Origin of the sequence: Pantoea leporis, assembly GCF_028048155.1 — a bacterium.
Classification (GTDB): Bacteria; Pseudomonadota; Gammaproteobacteria; order Enterobacterales; family Enterobacteriaceae; genus Pantoea; species Pantoea leporis.
Genome location: NZ_JALMEU010000002.1, coordinates 621761 through 642093, shown reverse-complemented (window position 1 = coordinate 642093; position 20333 = coordinate 621761). Strand labels below are relative to the sequence as shown.

Genomic DNA, 20333 nt, shown 5'->3' with positions numbered 1-20333 from the left:
GGGATTTTGCGCTATCATAAGCCGCTCACTCTGCTCAGTCCTGACGATGATTGTTTCAGGCAATCACGATCCTGACTGAGTTCTTCACTTGCGGTTCGGAAAACTCATGTCATCAGTACAACCCCAACTTACTCAGCTGCCGGATGAGGCATCGCTGCCGCGTCAGAGCGTGCTAAAAGCTTTGTTCGCGCTCGGCACCGGCGGCTTTGCCATTGGTACCGGCGAATTCGTCATTATGGGACTACTGCCCGATGCAGCCAAAGGTCTCAACGTATCGATCCCCTCGGCCGGGCATCTCATCAGCATCTATGCGCTGGGCGTGGTGATTGGTGCGCCGCTGCTGGCGGTGCTGGGCGCGCGCGCTTCACGTCGTAATTTCCTGATGACGCTAATGGGCCTGTTTGCCGCCGGCAACCTGCTGAGCGCCATAGCGCCGGGATACTACTCGATGCTGCTGGCGCGTTTCCTCGCCGGTTTCCCACATGGCACCTTCTTCGGCGTGGCGGCGCTGGTCGCAGCCGGTTTGGTTGAACGGCGCAAACGCGCGCAAGCGGTCTCGATGGTGCTGTTCGGCCTGACCATTGCCAACTTACTCGGCGTGCCCGCCGTCACCGCTATCGGCCAATGGTTTGGCTGGCGCGATGCCTTTGCCATCGTCGGCGGTCTGGCGCTGGTGACCTTGCTGCTGATCTGGCTGTGGGTGCCAAACGTGGCAGGCGATAAAAATGCCAGCCCGCTGCGCGAATTGTCGGCGCTGACGCGCAAACAGGTTCTGCTGACGCTGGCGATTGGAGCGGTGGGCAGCGGCGGTTTGTTTTCGGTGTTTAGCTACGTGAAGCCGACCATGACCGAACTGGCGCAGATGCCGGTGAGCTGGATCCCGGCGGTGCTGGCGTTGTTTGGTCTAGGCATGATCATCGGTAACATCGCCGGCGGTCGTCTGGCCGATCGCGGCATTGAAAAGACCATCCGCATTTTGCTGATCTGGTCATTTTTGGTGCTCAGCGCCTTCGTGTTTGCCGCGCATTATGCGCTGGCAGGTGCCATCAACGTCATGCTGGTGGGCACCATGGTAGCGCTGGCGGCGGTGTTGCAGATCCGTTTGATGGATGTTGCCGGTGATGCGCAAACCATGGCGGCGGCAATGAACCATTCGGCGTTTAACCTCGCTAACGCGCTCGGTGCATGGCTGGGCGGCGTGACCATTTCCGCTGGTCTGGGATGGCAATCCACCGGTTGGGTAGGCGCGATTCTGGCGGTGTTGGGTCTGCTGATCCATGCGGTGGCGATGCGCGATGCGCGCCGTAAATCGATTACCTTTGCACACGAAAGTCATTAACACCCTACCTACCGTAGCGGCGCGATATATTACGTATTGCCGGGATGGGCACATTGCCGCCCTTGATATGCGCATTAGATCGCGCCGCAACGGGGACTTAATTTTTACGCCAACTTCTGCTGCAAAAATGTCATAAACACCCGATTGATCTCACTGCGCTGACGGTGCTGCGGATAGAGCGCATTGAGATGGAGCGAGGTCGGCTGCCACTCTTCCAGCACCTTCACCAGCTCACCGCTCGCCAGCGCTGGCGCCACAATAAACTCTGGCAGCATAATCAGACCCAATCCGGCCACTGCTGCGTCGCGCAGCATTTCCCCGTTATTACTCACCATCGGCCCATGCACGCTAATCACTTTGCGCTGGTCGCCGTTAAACAGTTCCCAGCCGGTCTGGCTTTCGCGCCCGTAGCGCAGACACAAATGCTCGCTCAGCTCCTCCGGCGTTCGCGGTGCGCCTGCGCCCTGCAGGTAGGACGGGCTGCCGCAGATCACGCGGCGGAACTCGCCCAGTCGCCTGGCGATCAAACTCGAATCTGGCAGCGTACCGATGCGAATCGCCATATCAAATCCTTCACCCACCATATCGACATGCCGATCCGCCAGTTCAACCTGAAACTGCAACCCCGGATGCTGGCTGAGAAACTCGGCAATAAACGGCGACAAATGGCTGATACCAAACGACATCGGCACGCTCAGGCGGAAGCTGCCCTGCAGCACCTGACGACGCCCCGATACCGCTAGCTCGGCTTCCTGCACATCATCCAGAATGCGCTGCGCGTGCTGCGCAAACAGCTGGCCGTTATCGGTTACCGACAACTTCCGCGTGTTGCGATTCAGCAGCCGCGCGCCAAGTGACTCCTCCAGCGCGGCGATGCGGCGGCTGACATACTGCTTCGACAGCATCAGCTGTTCGGCGGCAGCGGTGAAGTTGCCGGCTTTGATGACGGCTACATAAATACGGAGATCTTCAATCTGCATATTGTCCACTTATCGGTGACAGTCATTGTCATTTTGACGCATTGTTAGGCAAATCAGTTTACGTATACTTGTTTGCAACGGGAAGGGCAATCGCCCCCCAACAGCAAATTTGAGGAGCAGACCATGATTGAACAACGCCTGTCAGAACAACGCGGAGTGGGTGACCACGGTTGGTTGAATTCGCATCATACGTTCTCTTTCGCCAGTTACTGGGATCCAAAACAAACCGGCTTCTCAGATTTGCTGGTGATCAATGATGACCGCGTTGCACCGGGTCGCGGTTTTGGTGCGCATCCGCACAACAACATGGAGATCATCTCCTACGTGCTGGAAGGCGCGCTGGAGCATAAAGATTCCATGGGCACCGGTTCGGTGATTGTGCCGGGTGATGTGCAGCTAATGAGCGCCGGCAGCGGCGTCACGCACAGCGAGTTTAACCACTCGAAAACGGACAACGTGCACTTCCTGCAGATCTGGATTGTGCCTGGCGAACGTAATTCGCCTCCCGGTTATCAGCAGATTTCAGTGGCGGAACGTGACAAACGCGGTCAGCTGCGCCTGATTATTTCGCCGGAAGGGGATAACGGTTCACTCAGCGTGCGTCAGGATATTCGCGTTTATGCCGGACTGTTCGACGGTGTCGAGCAGCAAACCTTCGCGTTGGATGCCGATCGTTACGCCTATATTCACGTGGCTCGCGGCAGCATCGAAGTGAACGGCGTGAAGTTCAAAGAGGGCGACGGTGCACGCGTTCGCAACGAAAGCGCGCTGCAGTTCGCTAACGGTGATGATGCGGAAGTGCTAGTGTTTGATTTGCGTCCGCTGGAAGTGAATCATCCACAGCGTTAATGACGAATAGATGATACTTTACTCGTTAGACTATTTTACGAGATGATTAGCACTATTCTGAAAATGAGCCGTTGAAGGACATCATAAATAAAAAGGGAGCGCCTGAAGAGGTGCTCCCTTTTTAATGCATCAATCAATCGACAAATTATGGATCGCTAACACCGCGCGCGCCGCTTCTTTGCCTTTCTTAATAAAATGCTCGGTATAGAAGTTTTCAATCACATCAACCGGCTGGAAATTATGTGGCGTTAATGAAACGGAAAATACCGGTACGTTGGTGGTCAGCTGCACATTCATCAAGCCATCAACTACCGCAGCGGCAACGAAATCATGGCGATAGATACCGCCGTCAACCACCAGCGCAGCGCATACGATCGCATCGTATTTGCCGGTTTCGGCCAGACGCTTAGCCAGCAGCGGCATTTCAAATGCGCCAGGCACTTCCAGCACTTTTAATTCCGCTTCTACGGATTGATCGGCTAATTCTTTTTCAAAACCCACCAGGGCATTATGGACAATTTCTTTGTGCCAGCCGGCTTTAATAAATGCAATTTTAATATTGTTCATGGTTATTCCGACATCACCTGTAATCTGTTCTTGCGCATAAAATAATGTGTTTGTATACCATATGTTACGTTTGTGATCCACAAAGCCTAAGTAGCGATAAATGCCGTGATGCTAAATGCCACGTAAAGCATCCGGTTATTCCGCGCTTGACGGCGACCATCGGCTGCAATACAAATAGACGCGTCGGGGGAGTCTCACCAAAGAGACTGAGAGGCTAATAGCGCACTGCGCGGTTTAGCGACCCTTTGAACCTGACCCAGTTGATACTGGCGTAGGAAGACTGACAGTCTTTTTCATTTGGCTGTCTGGCGCTCAGGCAAGCTCGATGGATGCGCCATTTCCCTTCTCCTGTATCTGCGGGTCTCAGCTAACACTGAGAGGCCGATGTGAATTCCCCCTGTTTGAACATCCTGGAACCGGCGCTGTGAGCCGCTGGAGCGTGCTTGGCTGCGGCGTGGCGGGCCTATGCGTAGCCACTTTGCTGGCGGAACGCGGTGAAGACGTTGAGGTGATGGGCGATGACGCGCGCCGCCCGGCATCGTGGTTTGCTGGCGGCATGCTGGCGCCCTGGTGTGAAGCCGAAAGCGCGCCGCGCGATGTTATCACTCTTGGGCAACACGCCGCCGCGTGGTGGCAACAGCGCGTCAGCAGCGTCGAGCATCAGGGCACGTTGGTGGTTGCGCCGCCGCGCGACAGCCAGGAACTCAACCGTTTCGCCCGCATGACCGAGCAGCATCAATGGGTCGATCCCGCCAACATTGAACCGGCGCTGGAAGGGCGCTTTGCGCGCGGTCTGTTTTTCGCCGGGGAAGCGCATCTCGATCCGCGTCTGGCGTTGCAGGAGATGCGTGACGCGCTGATCGCGCGCGGCGTGTCATTCAGCAATCACGCGCCGAGCGGCCAAATTATCGATTGTCGCGGCATCCACGCCGCGCCGCAACTGCCGCGCCTGCGTGCGGTGCGCGGCGAGATGCTGATTTTGCACAGCGATGAAGTGCAGTTTTCCCGCCCGATTCGTCTGCTGCATCCGCGTTTTCCCTGCTATCTGGTGCCGCGTCGCGGCGGCCACTTTATGCTCGGCGCCACCATGATTGAGAGCGACGATGCCAGCGCCATCAGCGCGCGCGCCATGATGGAGTTACTTAGCGCCGCCTATGCCATCCATCCCGCCTTAGCCGAAGCGCGCGTGATTGAGAGCGGCAGCGGGCTGCGTCCGGCCTATCCGGCGAATCTGCCGGAAATCGACTATCACAATCACACCTTTTATCTCAACGGCATGTATCGCCACGGTTTTCTGCTGGCGCCAATGCTGGCAGAGCAGCTGATGCAACGCATTTCTGGGGAACTCAACAATGAATATTCAGCTTAACGGTCGCGCCATCAGCACGCAGGCAACAAACCTGAGCGAATTGCTGATCGAGCAGCAAATTGATGTGGCCTGCGTCGCCACCGCCTATAACGGTGCGTTTGTGCCAAAAAGTCAGTACGACACGCAGCGGCTGGATGAAGGTTGCCAGCTCGAAGTGCTGTCACCGATGCAGGGAGGTTAAGCGATGTTTTACGATTTTGAACCGCAATCACGCTTCCTGCTCGGCACTGCCGGTTATCCTTCACCCGCTATTTTGCAGCAGGCGATTGCCGCCTCCGGCACCGACATCATCACCGTCAGTTTGCGGCGCGAAGGCGCGGCAGGCGCGGCATTCCGCGAACTGCTGACCAGCCTCAATATCCGCGTGTTACCGAATACCGCCGGTTGTCACACGGTAAAAGAGGCCGTCACCACCGCGCACATGGCGCGCGAACTGTTCAACACCGCGTGGATCAAACTGGAAGTAATCGGCCATGCCGACACGCTGCAGCCCGATCCTTTCGCGCTGGTGGAAGCCGCGCGCATCCTCAGCGCAGAGGGTTTTCAGGTGTTTCCGTACACCACCGAAGATCTGATCGTCGGCGAAAAGCTGCTGGCAGCGGGTTGCGAACTGTTGATGCCGTGGGGCGCGCCGATTGGTTCCGGCCAGGGTTTGCGCAACATCGATGGCCTGCGCGCCATGCGCGCGTGGTTCAGCGACATCCCGCTAATCATTGATGCGGGCATTGGCGCGCCGTCGCAGGCGGCGCAGGCGATGGAAATGGGCTTCGATGGCATTTTGCTCAACACCGCCGTCGCCAAAGCCGGCGATCCAATCGGCATGGCCAACGCCTTCCGGCTGGCGATTGAAGCCGGACAAGCCGCGCGCGCTGCCGGACTGATGGAGAAGCGCGATATGGCAGCCGCGTCCACGCCGATCTTCGGTCTTGCAAATCTGAGTTAAGGACGGCAACTATGCAACGTTATCAACGCCAGATGATGCTGGCGGAAATCGGCGAAGCTGGGCAGCAAAAGTTACTTAACGCGCGTGTGCTGGTGGCGGGCGCGGGCGGATTAGGCGCCACGCTCCTGCCGCAGCTGGTGGGCGCGGGGGTCGGCTATATTCGGCTGTATGACGACGATGTGGTGGCGCTGCATAACCTGCATCGGCAAACGTTGTTTACTGAGCAGGATATTGACCAGCCCAAAGTGCTGCGCGCGCAGCACGCCTTGCAGCAGCGCAATCCGCAGGTGCAAATCGAGGCGCTGCAGCAGTCGCTGAGCGCCAGCAATCTGCAGCAGGCGCTGGCGGGATGCGATCTGGTGATCGATGCCGCCGATAACTTTGCCGTCACCTACCAACTTTCCGATGCTTGCATGCAAGCGGGCATGCCGCTGATCAGCGCCTCGGTGCTGGGGCGGCATGGTTACGTCGGCGGATTCTGTGGCGGCGCGCCGAGCTATCGCGCGCTGTTCCCACGCTTGCCGTCCTCGGCAGCGAACTGCAACACCGCAGGCGTGATGGGCCCGGCGGTGGCAGCGCTCGGCGCGATGCAGGCGCAGATGGCGCTCAGCGTACTGCTGGAATTACAGCCTTCACCGCTCGGTTGTCTGGTGAATTGCGATTTTGTGAACTGGCACTTCCGCCAGTTCCGCTTTGATGATGCTGAAGAGCCGGAACATGCGGTGCCGTTTATCGACCTGCAAATGCTGGCCGTCGATGACTGCATTGTCGAACTGCGCAGCTGTGAAGAAGCGCCGGTCAGCGTGGCGGATGGCGTTGAGCGCATCTTGCCGCAGGCGATCGCCGCGTGGCAGCCGCCCGCCCAGCAGCGCATCGTGCTGGTGTGCGCCAGCGGCATCCGTGCCGCGCAGGCCGCTAACGCGCTGGCGCAGCGCGGATTTCACCAGCTGGCGATTCTGGCGGCCAATCGTCCATGAATCAGGACATTCTGTTCAACGATGTGAGCTTTAGCTGGGGCGATAAACCGCTGTGTCAGCGGCTGAATCTGCACCTGCGCGGTGGCAAAACCACGGTAATGCTGGGACGCAGCGGCATCGGCAAAAGTACGCTGCTGCGGTTGGTGGCCGGCTTACTTCAGCCGCAGCAGGGCGCGGTGCAGCGCGTAAGCGGCAACGTGGCGTGGATGGGCCAGCAGGATCTGCTGTATCCGTGGCTGACAGTGCTCGACAACGTGATGCTGTCGGCGCGGCTCAGCGGCGACAAGCCGGATAGCCCACGTGCGCTAGCGCTGCTCGAGCAGGTAAAACTCAGCGACGTGGCGCATGCACCCCCGCATCAACTCTCCGGCGGCATGCGGCAACGCGTGGCGCTGGCACGCACGCTTTATGCGCAGCGCGACGTGGTGCTGATGGATGAACCCTTCGCCACGCTGGATGTGATGACCAAACTCAGTTTGCAAACGCTGACCGCCGGATTACTGCGGGGCAAAACTGTGCTGCTGGTGACGCACGATCCGCTGGAAGCGTGCCGCATGGCCGATGACATTCTGCTGCTGCAAGGCCAGCCGCTGGCTATCGAAAGCTGGCCGGTTGCTGGCGGTGACGCGCCGCGTCCGTTTGATCATCCCGACGTCCTGCAGGCGCAGGCGCAACTCTTCTCCCGACTGAATACCCATGAAAACAGTGTTTAGCGCGATCTACCTGATCGTGGTGCTGCTGTGCGGCTGGTTACTGGCGCGTCACAGCGGCGTGCCGAGTTTCCTGCTGCCCGCGCCACAGGCGGTGCTGGAGGCGCTGTGGCTGCATCGTCAACTGCTGTGGCATCACGCGCTCTATACGCTGGCGGAAATTGTGCTGGCGCTGTTGCTGGGCGTCGGCGCGGGCGTGACGCTGGCGGTGCTGATGGCCGCCAGTACGCTGCTGCGTCGCGTGCTGTTTCCGCTGGTCACCGCCAGCCAGGCAATCCCGGTGTTTGCCCTCGCGCCGCTGCTGGTGCTGTGGCTCGGCTTTGGCATCGCCTCAAAAGTGGTGGTAGCGGCTTTGATCCTGTTCTTCCCGCTGTGCTTGTCACTGTTTGATGGGCTGTGCCGTACGCCGGTCGGTTGGCTGGAGCTGGCGCAAACCTCCACGTCGTCGCGTTTCCGCATCTTCTGGCGCGTGCGCTGGCCTGCCGCGTTACCGCAGTTTTTCTCCGGCCTGCAGATGGCGGTGGTGTTGGCCCCGATTGGCGTGGTGATTGGCGAATGGGTCGGCGCCAGCGAAGGGCTCGGCTATCTGATGATGCAATCCAACGCACGACTCGAAACCGCCACCAGCTTCGCGGCGCTGCTGCTGTTATTGGTTCTGGCGCTGCTGCTTTCGGGCAGCGTGGCGCTGATGCGCAAGAAAATCCTCTGGCAATCTACATAAGGAAATACCGTGAAAACCCTACGAATGGCATTGACCGCGTTGCTGCTGCTGGCGACCGCTAACGTGCAGGCGGCGGAGAAAGTTCGCCTGCTGCTTGACTGGTTTATCAACCCCAATCACGCGGCGATTTTTGCTGCCCAGCACAGCGGCGCGTTTAAGAAAGAGGGGCTGGATGTGGAGATGATCGCGCCCGCCGATTCGGCGTCCGTGCCGCTGCTGCTGGCGGCGGGCAAAGTCGATCTCGCCGTCAGCTACCAGCCGCAGCTCTACACGCTGGTGGATAAAGAGGTGCCAGTAATCCGCGTCGGCACGTTGATTAATCAGCCGCTGAATACGCTGACCACGGTGTCAGACGATATTCACTCGCTGAAGGATTTCGCTGGCAAAACCATCGGCTACGCGGTGCCGGGCACCGAAGACGTGGCGATCCGCAATATGCTAAAAGTGCAGGGCGTTGATGCCGACTCGGTGAAGCTTATCAACCTGAATATGGATGGCACCTCCGCGTTGCTAACGCACAAGATTGATGGCGCGATGACCATCTTTCGCAACTATGAGCTGCTGGATCTGAAAGACAAAGGCGCAAAGCCAACGGTGTTCAAGCCGGAAGATTACGGCGTGCCTGCTTATGATGAGTTGATCATCCTGGCAAACCAGAAAACTGCCGCGCAGGACAAGCGCATTCCGGCGTTTTTACGTGGCCTGGATGCCGGCGTGGCGTGGCTACGCGCTCACCCGCAGGAAGCGTGGCAGGCGTTTATCGAAAAATATCCCGAGCTGAATACGCCGCTCAATCACGAGGCGTGGCAGGCCACGCTGCCATATTTTGCCGCGCACAGTGCGGCGTTTGATCGTACGCGCTATCAGGCGTTTGGTGAGTATATGAAGGGTAATGGTGTGATTAAGGCTGTGGCGCCGATGGCGCGTTATTCGTTGTAAGTTGGTGAGGTTTATCCCTCACCCCAGCCCTCTCCCACGCGCGGGAGAGGGAGCCGATTGCGCCCACCTAACCATTCTCTCCACCTAATTATTCCCTCTCCCGCCTGCGGGAGAGGGTTAGGGTGAGGGGAAACCACGCACAATTTCCCTTGCACCTACACTTATTTTTGATAATGATATTTATTCTCAACTATCAAGTGATGGACAACCTGATGCGTTTCCCCGCTCTTTCTCTGCTGCTTAGCCTGTTTTTCATCTGCACCCATGTACAAGCCGACGCCGCCTGGCCGCGCACTATCGCCACACCGAAAGGCCCCTTCACCCTGCAACAGCCGCCGCAGCGCATTGTCTCGACCAGCGTTACGCTGAGTGGCACTTTGCTGGCAATTAACGCGCCGCTGGTTGGCTCCGGCGCCACCAGTCGCAATAGCAGCGTATCGGATGCGCAGGGCTTTTTTACGCAATGGAGCGCGGTGGCCAAAGCGCGTCAGGTTAAACCGCTCTATATTTCACAGCCGAATGCCGAAGCGATTGCCGCCGAAGCGCCGGATTTGATTGTGATTGCCGCCACCGGCGGCGATTCGGCGCTGCGCCTCTACGATCAGCTGCAAACCATCGCGCCGGTGTTAGTGATCGACTATGGCGATAAGAGCTGGCAGGCATTGACCCTGCAGCTGGGCGAGATTACCGGCCATGAAGCTGATGCCAAAAAGGTGATCGCAGCATTCGACCAACGAGTCGAAGCAGTGCGTCACAAGATTACGCTGCCGCCGCAGCCGACCTCTGCGCTGGTCTATTACGAAGATGGACGCGGAATGAACTTGTGGACGCCAGCATCGGCGCAGGGCGCGCTATTACAGGATTTGGGCTTTACGCTGGCCGCGCCGCCTGCCAGTTTTCAGGGCAGCACCAGCATGGGTAAGCGCAATGACATTATTCAGCTGAATGGCGAAAACATGGCCGATGGCATCACCGGCAACACGCTATTGCTGTTCGCCGCTGATGTGAAAACCGTGCCGCAGGTGGCGAAGAATCCATTCCTCGCCCATCTGCCGGCGGTACAGCAGCACGACATCTTTGCCGTGGGTAACGATACTTTTCGTCTCGATTACTACAGCGCCAGCAATATGCTCAGCAGCATCGAGCGGCAGTTTACCCGTTAAGCCTCTGCGGTGGCGGGCTGCGGCGCGTCCGGTTGTTCACTGAGGCGCGCCGAGCGCAGGCCGCGCGCCGCCAGCGACAACAGCACCAGCAATCCCGCCGCCAATCCGCCAAACCACAGCACGCTGCTCAACGGTGCCAGCACGCGTGCCAGCGCGCCTAAACCCAATGCACCGACCGAATCGCCGGTCACATCCTGCGCGGTGCCGAGGCTGTTGACGCGTCCCAGCAGCGCATCCGGCGTGTGGTGCTGCGTCAGCATAAACTGCAATAGCGAGGCGATGGCGTTGCTGTAGCCGTAACACACCAGCGCCAGCAGTGCGGGCAGCAGATGGCTGTAAAGACCGAGCGAGGCGATGCAGGCAAATGCCAGCAGCGCACAACCCATCAGCACCCATCCCGGGCGCGTTAACTGCCGCACCCAGCCGCTGGTAAAGGCACCGATCATCGCACCCAGCGGCACCGCCGAGTACATCAATCCTAATGCGGATGCATCGGCGTGATAGGTCAGCGCCAGCGCCGGGAACAGAATACGCACCGCGCCAACCATGCTGAGCAGCAAGCCAACCAGCACTACCGCGCCGACCACTTTATGCTGGCAGACAAACTGCATGCCGCTCGCCAGCGCGCGCAGCGGATGCTCCGGCTCCTGTTGTTCGGGCTTCATCGACGGTAAACGCACCAGCGGAATCAGCGTTGCTAGCGTACCAATCGCGGCGACCGCAAACGCCCAACCGACACCCGCCGCAACGATGATCATGCCGCCGAGCGCGGGCGACAAAATCGCGCCGAGGCGCACCGTTAGCATGCTGAGCGCACCTGCTTCCGCCAGATGTTCACGTCCGACGATCAGCGGAATCACTGCCATTAGCGCGGTCATGCCAAGCGCGCCAAAGAAGCCATCCCAGAAAGCGAGGAAGTAGAGCGCCAGCAACGAAGGTGCTGGGCTGAAGGCGTTGAGGCTGAGCAGCACAAAACCGATGCCACAGGTGCCGCGCGCGAACAGGATTAATTTGCGGCGATCGTAGCGATCGGCCAGCACGCCTCCGAGCAGCAGGCCGATAAACATGCCGATGCCATCGAGCATTACCGCCACACCAACCTGCAACGTGGAGCCGGTCATCGCCTGAATTTGCACCGGCACGCCAACCGCCAGCATGCCAAGGGCAAATACCGAGAGCATGCGCGCGCAGAATATCGCGCGGAAGGATGCATTGTTTTTAAGCAAACTGAAATCTAGGAATATCGAGGGCTTAGCCATAAATCTCCAACGGTGAATCACATTTGCATCACCCGTAGCGGCGCAACTTATTGCGCGTTTTTTGTCAAAACGCGATGAATCGCGCCGCTACGGTATGTGCCTTAATTAACGCCGAGCTAACAAACGATTTATCAACGGTCCCAGCACCTGCAACGAATCTGCTGAAAGAATATCGGCGTGTTCGCAATCCAGCGGGAAGATCGTCAATTCATCAACGAACAGTGCCCAACTGGCGCGCACATCCATCTCCGGCGGCAGGGTTTTCTCGGCCATAAACAGCGTGGCGTGGCCGGCATAGCGCGGCGTTCGCGCTTCAGCCAGGCGTGCGACGGCGTCTTTGTAGTTCGCGACGATGGTGCTAAACATCGCCGCCTTCTCTTCACGCAGTAGCGGATCGCGCTCATCTTCGGTCGCAGCCATAAACCCGGCCTGCTCACGCGCCACTTCCTGTTCCGCTTCATCGGCATCCGGCGTGCGCCAGTCCTGACCTTCTGCCGGATAGGTATCCAGCAGGCCAAGAAATGCCACCGTTTCACCCTGCGCCTGCAAACGTGACGCAATGCCTTGCGCCAGCGTGCCGCCGAGTGAATAGCCGAGCAGGAAATACGGACCGCTCGGCTGCTGCTGGCGAATCGCCTGCAGATGACGTTCACACATCGCCTCCACGCTGTGACAGGCAGCAATCACGCCGTTTGGCCGCGGCGATTGCAGGCCGACAATCGGGAAGTCGCCGTCGAGATAGTGCAGCAGGGCGCTGTACTGCCAGGCGAAGCCGGATGCCGGATGGATGCAGAACAGCGTCGGGCCGTGACCGGCGCGCAGCGGCAGCAGTTCGCCGTTGCCACCGCTTTCACTGTTGGCACCGCCGTCAAGCAGCGCCGCCAGCTTCTCCACGCTGCGCGCGGCGATGATCTGCCCGACGCTGAGCGGCGGCACCTCACGACGACGCAGTTCCGCCGCCAGACGCATCGCCAGCAGCGAATGACCACCGAGCGCGAAGAAGTCGTCATCGGCAAACACGCTGTCGCAACCAAGCAGCTGCTGGAACAGATCCGCCAGCAAACGCTCGTTGGCGCTGTGCGGCAGGCGGCCGCTGCGCGCGCTGAGCTGCGGCATCGGCAGCGCTTTACGATCCAGCTTGCCGTTGGCGCTGAGCGGCAGATGGTCGAGCAGCAGATAGCTGACCGGCTGCATATGCGCCGGCAGACGTTCGCCGAGCTGCTGCTTAACCGCGTCGATATCCAGCGCCACGCCCGTTTCGGCCACCAGCCAGCCGAGCAGCTGACGGTTATCGACGCCCAGCGTGGCGTGCTGCGTCAGCGCGCGCGCCGCCACCACCGCCTGCGCCACGCCCGGCAGCGCCACTAGCGCCTGTTCGATTTCGCCCGGCTCGATACGTTGTCCACGCATTTTTAGCTGATCGTCGCTGCGGCCGAGATACTCCACCGCGCCGTCGGCGCGCCAGCTGGCGATATCGCCGGTGCGATACATGCGCTCGCCTTCGGCAAACGGCGCGGCGACAAAGCGCTGTGACGTAAGATCAGCGCGATGCAAATAGCCATCGGCCAGCTGCACGCCGCTGAGATAGAGATCGCCCGGCACGCCAACCGGCACCGGTCGCAGCAGGCTATCGAGAATATGCAGCTGCGTGTTCCACACCGGACGGCCAATCGGCACGCCCGGCCCGTTAAGGCCTTCCAGCGCGCTGCCGCTGGCCGGTTGCCAGGTGACATCGACGGCGGCTTCGGTTGGACCATACAGATTGTGCAGCGGCGCGGCGATCGCTTCCTGATAGCTGCGCGCCAGGTCGCACGCCAGCGCTTCACCGCTGCAGAATACGCGGCGCAGCGTTGGGCAAGCTTGCTCGGTTTGCGCGGCGAGATGGCCGACAAAGGCCGCTAACATCGAGGGCACGAAGTGCAGGGTGGTCACGCGATAATCGTCGATCAGCTGCCACAGCGCCTGCGGATCGCGATGCGCTTCCGGCGGCGCCATCATCAGCTGCGCACCGGTCATCAGCGGCCAGAAAAACTCCCACACCGATACATCAAAGCTGCACGGCGTCTTCTGCAACACTACATCGTCGGCGCGCAGCGGATAGCTGGCCTGCATCCAGCGCAGGCGGTTGACGATGGCGCGCTGATTCACCACCACGCCTTTAGGTTTACCGGTCGAGCCCGAGGTGTAAAGCACGTAAGCCGGGCGACTGGCGTCCGCCTGCGGCAAAGGGTGACGCGGCTGAAGGTTTTCATTGGCTAAACCATCAAACATCATCAGCGTGCCAAACGTGGCAAAGCGGGTTTCCAGCGCGGATTCGGTGATCAGCACCCACGGCCGCGCATCTTCCACCATATAAGCCAGACGTTCATCGGGATAACCGATATCCAGCGGCAAATAGGCCGCGCCCGCCTGCAGGATGGCAGTGAGTGCAATGCTGAGACGCACCGAGCGCGGCAGCGCCACGGCGACGATATCGCCTGGTATTACGCCCGCTTCAATCAGGCGATCCGCCAGCAGCGCGGCCTGACGCTGCATTTCGCCGTAGCTCAGACGGTGGTCGACATCCATTAGCGCCAGCGCGTCGGGCGTGCGCGCCGCCTGCTGGGCAATCGCCTGTTGCAGGGTTTCATTTTCCAGCTGCACGCCGGTGTTATTCACCCAGGCGAGCAGCGATTGCTCGGCCAGCGTTTGCAACTTCCACTGCGTCAGCGGCAGATCCGGCGTGCTGACCAGCTGTTGCAACAGCAATAACAGCCGCTCGGCCAGACGTTCCGGCTCGCTAACGCAGTCGCGATACTCCATCAGCAGCGTCAGCTGTTCGCCCGGCAGCACCAACAGCGTCAGCGGATAGTGCGTGTAACCGCGATTATGGATCGCTTCGCAGCGCACGGTGGCGTTGGCATCCAGCAGCGTTTGGTTGTCCGGATAGTTCTCCACCACCAGCAAGGTATCGAACAGCGTACCGGCGCCGACACATTGCTGAATCTCGGCGAGGCCAAGGCAATCCTGCTCAATCAGCTGGATTTGCTGCGCCTGATGATCGGCGAGCTGCGCCAGTAACGAACGTTGATGATCGAAGCGTACGCGCACCGGCAGCGTGTTGCTGAACAGGCCAACGTGCTGATCGATGCCGTCAATCTGACCAAAACGGCCAGAAACCGGCGCACCAAACACCACGTCTTCCTGGCCGCTGGCGACCGACAGCAGCAAGCCCCACAATCCCTGCATCACGGTGTTCAGGGTTAAGCCGCGCGCCCGGCATAGGGCATAGAGTTCCCGCTCCAGCGTGGCATCCAGCGTAATGCGCTTTTCGTTGACCGCGCTGTCGGCGGCCTGCGGATAGAGCAGCGTCGGACGCACGTCTTTCAGGCAAGCTTGCCACTGCTGACGCGCTTCATGGCTGTCGCGCTGGCTGAGCTGACGCACGATGTCGGCGTAGCTGCTGCTGTGCGCGGGCAAGATTTGCTGGCGCAGCGCGCTGAGCAGATCGTTGAGGATCACCGGCGTTGACCAACCATCCACCACCAAGTGATGCGCGTTGAGCAGTAGCGTCCAGCGCGCGCCATCGCGATGGGCGATCAGCGTGGCGTGCAGCATGATTGGCTGGCTAAACAGATCCTGCGCCAGCGCCTGATGTTCCAACGCCTGAATGTCCTCTTCCTCGCCCAACTGAAGCAGCGTCAGCGGCCAGTGCAATTCGCCTTCCGGTATCAGCTGCAGCGGTTGCAGGCTGAGTTCGGCGTCGAAGCGCGCCGCCAGCTGCGGATGACGCTGTAACACCGCGTCGAGCGCGGTTTGTACCGCTGCGGCACTGATGTCGCCGCTCAGCGTCAGGCGGGTTAATGAGTTATAGCTGCCTTGCTGCGCGGTGGTTTGCGCGTGGAACAGCAAACCTTTTTGCAGCGGTAACAACGGCAGCGCATGGCTAAACGCACCGTGACGCGCATGCAGCTGTTGCAGCAGCGCGTCATCAACGCCTTCCAGCGCCACCTCGGCGGCCACCAGCGTGTGGGCGGCGTGCTGCGGTTGCTGTTGGGCCAGCGCGATCAGCGCCTGCGCGGTAGCCGCCATTGCCTGATGTAAATCGGCAATCGCTTCGGCGTTGAGCACGCCGTCCGCCCAGCTCCAGTTCAGCGCCAGCTGCGCCGCATGTGGCTGCTCCTCAACGAAGACGTTGAGTTCCAGCGCGTTCTGCAGCGGCAGCGCGTCATCCTGTAATACCGCGAAAGTGTCACGGAACTGTTGCGCGGTGCGCTGTGGCGTCCAGTCACCGCTGCGCGGTGTAAAGCGCCCGAGGTAGTTAAACAGCACCTGCGGCGCGTGTTGCGCTGCCAGTTTTTCCAGCGTCACGCCGCGATGTGCATCGAGCCAGCGCAGCTGCCCGTAGCCAATGCCGCGATCCGGCACCGCACGCAGTACCGCTTTCACCGCGCGTACGCACTCATTGAGCGGCGCATGTGGATTTTCTGGCAACGGCAGCAGTAAAGGGTATTCTGCCGTCAGCCAGCCGACGGTGCGCGCCAGATCCTGCTGCGCATGTAGTTCGGCACGGCCATGCGATTCCAGCGTGACGCGCTGCTGTGCGCTGCCGTTGAGCTGGCGCAGAGCGAGGGTCAACAAGGTCAGCAGCAGCTCTTCGCTGGTGGCGCGATAGTGCTGCGGCAGCGTGTTGAGCAGCGCGTGCGTGGTTGATGCATCCAGCAGCGTGCGTTGATGCTGTTGGCGATCGCCGGACTGAATCGCCCGTTGACCGACAAGCGGCAGCGGCTCGGCCAGCATCTGCTGCCAGAACGGTAACTCGCTGGCGCGCGCCGCAAGGTTCGCCAGCAGCGCGGCAGACCAGTCGTGCAGTGAGGTTTCCTCGGCGGGGATCACCAGCGGCGTGTTATTGAGCAGCGCGTCACCGGCCTGTTGCAGTTCTTCCAGCAATACGCGCCACGAGACGCCATCGACAATCAGGTGATGCAGCGTCAGCACCAGCCCACAGCTGGCGCCATCTTGCTGCAGCAGCGTGGCGTGCAGCAGCGCGCCGTTAGCCGGGTCGAGCGCCTCAGCATCCTGGCGGAACGCCCGTTCCGCTGCTTGGTCGCGATCCTGCACCTCCAGCGCACGCACGCGGGCAGGGCGCGTCGTCAGCGCTTCGCCGACAATCAGCTGATCACCGCGCGTAAAGGCGTTGAGCGCCGGATGCGCCTGCGCCAGCTGATCGATCAGTTGTTCCAACTGAACGAGCTGCAACTGCGGCGGCACCGACAGCAGCACGCCGTGAGCAAAGCGCGCATTGATGCCCGCCTGGGCGTTGAACCAGTGCAGAATCGGCAAGCCGCCAATCGCGCCCTGTTGCGCGACGCGCGCGCCGGTGTGGTGTTGTGCCAGCGGCTGCAAACCCCGCGCCATGCGTGCAGCGGTACGTTCGGCAAAGATTTCGCGTGGACGCAACAGATAGCCAGCGCGACGGGCGGCGGTGCTGAGCCCCATCGCTGAGATGCTGTCGCCGCCGAGCGCGAAGAAATCATCTTCCGCGCCAACGCTCTCCAGCCCCAGCAGGCTGGCAATCGCGTGGCAAATCAGCTGCTCCTGCGGCGTGCTGGCGGCGCGACTTTGACTTTGCTGCGCCTGTTGCGGCTTCGGCAACGCCTGACGATCAATCTTGCCGTTAACGTTGAGCGGCAATTCGTCCATCACCATCAGCACCGCAGGCACCATGTAATCCGGCAGCTGCGTGGCGAGCTGCGCCAGCAAACGGGCGTTGAGATCGGCATCGGCGCGCAGCGCATCATCCTGCACCGAGCAGTAACCAATCAGGCGATGCGTGGCGCCCATCACCTCGGCGATCACCACGGCGGTACTGACTTCCGGCAGCGCCACCAGCGCATTTTCCACCTCACCGAGTTCAACGCGGAAGCCGCGCACTTTAATCTGGTGATCGGTTCGCCCAATAAACGCCAGCTGTCCATCCTGACGCCAGCGCATCAGGTCGCCGCTGCGGTACATCACATCGCCATCGCGGAAGGGGTTAGCGACAAAGCGTCCGCTGGTGAGATCGGGACGACGCAGATAACCGCGCGCGATGCCGCTTCCGGCGATATACAGCTCGCCAGCAGAACCAATCGGCACCTGACGCAACTGGTTATCCAGCAAATAGACTTCGCTGTTGCCCACCGGACGACCAATCACCGGCTGCGGTGACGCCATGACGCTGGCACCCAGCGTATCGATGGTGTATTCCGATGGGCCGTAATAGTTGTGGATCTCCATCTGCTGCTGTTGCTGCATCAGCTTCCACAGCGTTGGCGTGGCCGCTTCACCGCCAATCATCACGAAAGAGGGACGATGGTTATCGGCTTCCAGCAGGCCGCTGTCGATCATCTGCGAGAAGAATGACGGCGTGATATCCAGTAAATCGACCGGCACCGCGTTCATCTGCTGAATCAGGCCCCAGGCATCGCGGCGCAGCTCTTCGTCAAAGATATTCAGCTCGCAGCCCATCAGCATGCAGAACAGCGGTTCCCATGAGGAATCGAACGAGAAGGAAGCGGTGTGACCAGCGCACATGCGGCGCGGGCTGCTAGCGCTGAAGCGCGCAATCGCCGGGCCAAACAGATGCTCGCGGTGCGACAGGAACAGATTGAGCAAACCTTGATGAGTGCTCATCACGCCTTTCGGGCGGCCGGTCGATCCTGAGGTGTAGATCATGTAGGCCAGATCGTCGCCGCACAGTTGGGTATCGGGTCGTGCGGTGGAAAGGGTGCTCAACGCAATCTGATCGATCAGCAGATGCGTTAACTCCGGCATTTGCGCCAGCGTGCTGGAGTGCGTCAGCAGCAGCTTCGGCTGCGCGTCATCGCACATCAGCGCCAGGCGTTCGCGCGGATAGTCGAGATCGAGTGGCATATAGGCCGCGCCGCTCGCCAGCACGCCGAACATCGCTACCAGTGAATCCACCGAACGCGGAATGCCAATCGCCACCACATCGTCAGCCTGCAGGCCGCGCGCGATCAACAGATGCGCCAGTTGCATCGCGCGATCGGCTAACTGGCGATAGCTCAGGCTGCGCGCACCGCACACCACCGCGGTTTGCTCGCCGTAGTGCTCAGCGGCTTGCAGCAGGATATCGACGATGGTGTGAGTGGCGACGGGCGGCACGATGGTTGGTCCGGTCGACCAGCGTTGCAGATCGATCAGTTCCTGGGGCGCCAGCAGTGACAGCGCGCCGATTTGCGTGTTGGCATCCGCCGCAAATTGCGTGAGCACGTGGCTGATGCGCTCGGCGTGACGTTGTAGCGTTTTTGCCTCGTAGCGGCGCGGGTTTGCCACCAGCGTCAGCTGCAATGCGCCAGCGCGGAAGCCGACTTCAAACTCGAGATCGTCGACCGGGCCCATCGCCAGCGTGTGCGTTGGAGCTGCATGGCCATCGAACTGCAGATCGTCGTGGTAAACCTTGACGTTAATCACCGGACCATACAGCGCCTGGCTGCTGCCGACCAGACCAAGATCGCGGCGCAGCTGTTCCGCTTCATAACGCTGATGACGGCGCGCTTTGCGGATTTCGCCTTGCACCTGCTGCACCAGCATCGGCAAGGTCATCTCATCGCTGATGCTGAAAATCAGCGGCAACACGTTGACCACCGGGCCGAGGGTAGAAATTGCTGCCGAACCCATGCGGCGCATAAACGGGAAGCCAATCGACAAACGTTGGCAATTACTGAAGCGCGCCAGATAGGTCACCAACAGCGCGCTGACGATATCGCCTTCGCTGCTGTCGGCGAGTGGCTGCTGCTGACGCAGCGTGGTCAGTTGCGGCAGCGTTACCTGACAGCTGATCGGGCGATCGCCGGGATCGCTGACGTTTTCACTGGCAAGCGTCAGGGTTTCCGGCAAATCCGCTGCGTAACTTTGCCAGTGGCTAGCCGAGCGGGCAAAAGCCGGCGAATCCTGCCATTGCTGAATCTCGTCAATCACCGTGGTGAACGGGGTAAACGGCGAGGGCGCGGGCGATTCGCCGGCGCAAAGGGCGGCGTAGATCGCCGCGACGCGTTGGGTCAGCGCTTCAAAGCTGAAGCCATCCACCAGCAAATGGTGATAGCGCTGATACCACAGCCAGCTGCCGTCGCCGATGCGCATCAGCGCATGACGATAGAGCGGTTTGTCGCCGTCGGCGGGCAGATCGGCAGCGAGATCGGCCTGCATCAGTTTCTGAGCCTGGCTGCTGGCATCGCCGCGCTGGCTGAAATCGTGCCATTCCGGCGCGACCGGCGCTTGTGCACCAAACCACTGCGCCGGATTGCCCTGCTCATCCAGGCCGAAGCGCGCCTGCACGGTATCGGCTTCCGCCATTGCCTGCTGAATGGCGCTGTCCAGCGCCGCGCGATTGATGTCGCCGTGCAGCACGCTGTAGTGCGCCACGGTAAATTGATTGCGCTGCTGCGCAATGCTGTCAGCGATCCAGATGCCGGGCTGCGCCGCGACTAAAGGATAAGGTTGGTTGAACGTTGCCAAAGGACAATTCCTGTCGAG

The 20333-nt window shown here is 60.4% G+C and carries 14 protein-coding genes and 1 riboswitch; of the genes, 10 read left to right on the top strand and 4 right to left on the bottom strand.

Features of this window, described 5'->3' with window-relative positions; all coding sequences use genetic code 11:
* The first annotated feature begins 106 nt into the window (after nucleotides 1-106).
* Nucleotides 107-1339: an MFS transporter gene (locus MWH02_RS10225; RefSeq protein WP_101761051.1), complete on the top strand. Its 1233-nt coding sequence runs from the start codon at nucleotides 107-109 to the stop codon at nucleotides 1337-1339.
* A 104-nt stretch (nucleotides 1340-1443) separates the two neighbouring features.
* On the opposite strand, the gene MWH02_RS10220 is transcribed toward MWH02_RS10225, so the two are convergent.
* Nucleotides 1444-2319 carry a LysR family transcriptional regulator gene (locus tag MWH02_RS10220; protein ID WP_192234573.1) on the bottom strand — a complete coding sequence of 292 codons (876 nt, stop codon included), beginning with the start codon at nucleotides 2317-2319 and terminating at the stop codon, nucleotides 1444-1446.
* A gap of 123 nt (nucleotides 2320-2442) precedes the next feature.
* Here MWH02_RS10220 and MWH02_RS10215 point away from each other — a divergent pair, with 123 nt between their 5' ends.
* A complete protein-coding gene (locus MWH02_RS10215; protein WP_222234265.1) occupies nucleotides 2443-3168 on the top strand; it encodes a pirin family protein in 726 nt (241 codons plus the stop codon).
* A gap of 129 nt (nucleotides 3169-3297) precedes the next feature.
* On the opposite strand, the gene MWH02_RS10210 is transcribed toward MWH02_RS10215, so the two are convergent.
* Nucleotides 3298-3735 (bottom strand): 6,7-dimethyl-8-ribityllumazine synthase, encoded by a 438-nt coding sequence (locus tag MWH02_RS10210; protein ID WP_101761750.1) that lies wholly within the window; start codon nucleotides 3733-3735, stop codon nucleotides 3298-3300.
* Between the two features lie 175 nt (nucleotides 3736-3910).
* A riboswitch (TPP riboswitch) is annotated at nucleotides 3911-4030 on the top strand.
* Between the two features lie 129 nt (nucleotides 4031-4159).
* Between MWH02_RS10210 and MWH02_RS10205 the strand changes: the two genes are divergently transcribed.
* The 8 genes from MWH02_RS10205 (at nucleotide 4160) to fepB (ending at nucleotide 10557) form a co-directional block, all read left to right on the top strand.
* Complete coding sequence (locus tag MWH02_RS10205) at nucleotides 4160-5104, top strand: FAD-dependent oxidoreductase (RefSeq protein WP_110866722.1); 945 nt, start codon at nucleotides 4160-4162, stop codon at nucleotides 5102-5104.
* Nucleotides 5088-5285 carry a sulfur carrier protein ThiS gene (gene thiS / locus MWH02_RS10200; protein ID WP_192234581.1) on the top strand — a complete coding sequence of 66 codons (198 nt, stop codon included), beginning with the start codon at nucleotides 5088-5090 and terminating at the stop codon, nucleotides 5283-5285. Before MWH02_RS10205 ends, thiS begins: the two co-directional genes overlap by 17 nt.
* A 3-nt stretch (nucleotides 5286-5288) precedes the next feature.
* Complete coding sequence (locus MWH02_RS10195; protein ID WP_271460532.1) at nucleotides 5289-6047, top strand: thiazole synthase; 759 nt, start codon at nucleotides 5289-5291, stop codon at nucleotides 6045-6047.
* A gap of 11 nt (nucleotides 6048-6058) precedes the next feature.
* Nucleotides 6059-7024, top strand: coding sequence for a HesA/MoeB/ThiF family protein (locus tag MWH02_RS10190; RefSeq protein WP_271460531.1), 966 nt, complete (start codon nucleotides 6059-6061; stop codon nucleotides 7022-7024).
* A complete protein-coding gene (locus MWH02_RS10185) occupies nucleotides 7021-7737 on the top strand; it encodes an ABC transporter ATP-binding protein (protein ID WP_271460530.1) in 717 nt (238 codons plus the stop codon). The genes MWH02_RS10190 and MWH02_RS10185 overlap by 4 nt, the downstream gene beginning before the upstream one ends.
* Nucleotides 7721-8455 (top strand): ABC transporter permease, encoded by a 735-nt coding sequence (locus MWH02_RS10180; protein WP_110866727.1) that lies wholly within the window; start codon nucleotides 7721-7723, stop codon nucleotides 8453-8455. Before MWH02_RS10185 ends, MWH02_RS10180 begins: the two co-directional genes overlap by 17 nt.
* A 9-nt stretch (nucleotides 8456-8464) precedes the next feature.
* Nucleotides 8465-9394: an ABC transporter substrate-binding protein gene (locus MWH02_RS10175; protein ID WP_271460529.1), complete on the top strand. Its 930-nt coding sequence runs from the start codon at nucleotides 8465-8467 to the stop codon at nucleotides 9392-9394.
* 212 nt (nucleotides 9395-9606) lie between these two features.
* On the top strand, nucleotides 9607-10557 hold the full coding sequence (gene fepB / locus MWH02_RS10170; RefSeq protein ID WP_271460528.1) for a Fe2+-enterobactin ABC transporter substrate-binding protein: 951 nt from the start codon (nucleotides 9607-9609) through the stop codon (nucleotides 10555-10557).
* On the opposite strand, the gene entS is transcribed toward fepB, so the two are convergent.
* Nucleotides 10554-11816 (bottom strand): enterobactin transporter EntS, encoded by a 1263-nt coding sequence (entS, locus tag MWH02_RS10165; RefSeq protein WP_271460527.1) that lies wholly within the window; start codon nucleotides 11814-11816, stop codon nucleotides 10554-10556. The two genes, fepB and entS, sit on opposite strands and share 4 nt — an antisense overlap.
* Nucleotides 11817-11921: 105 nt before the next feature.
* Nucleotides 11922-20315 carry a non-ribosomal peptide synthetase gene (locus MWH02_RS10160; RefSeq protein WP_271460526.1) on the bottom strand — a complete coding sequence of 2798 codons (8394 nt, stop codon included), beginning with the start codon at nucleotides 20313-20315 and terminating at the stop codon, nucleotides 11922-11924.
* Nucleotides 20316-20333 lie beyond the last annotated feature (18 nt).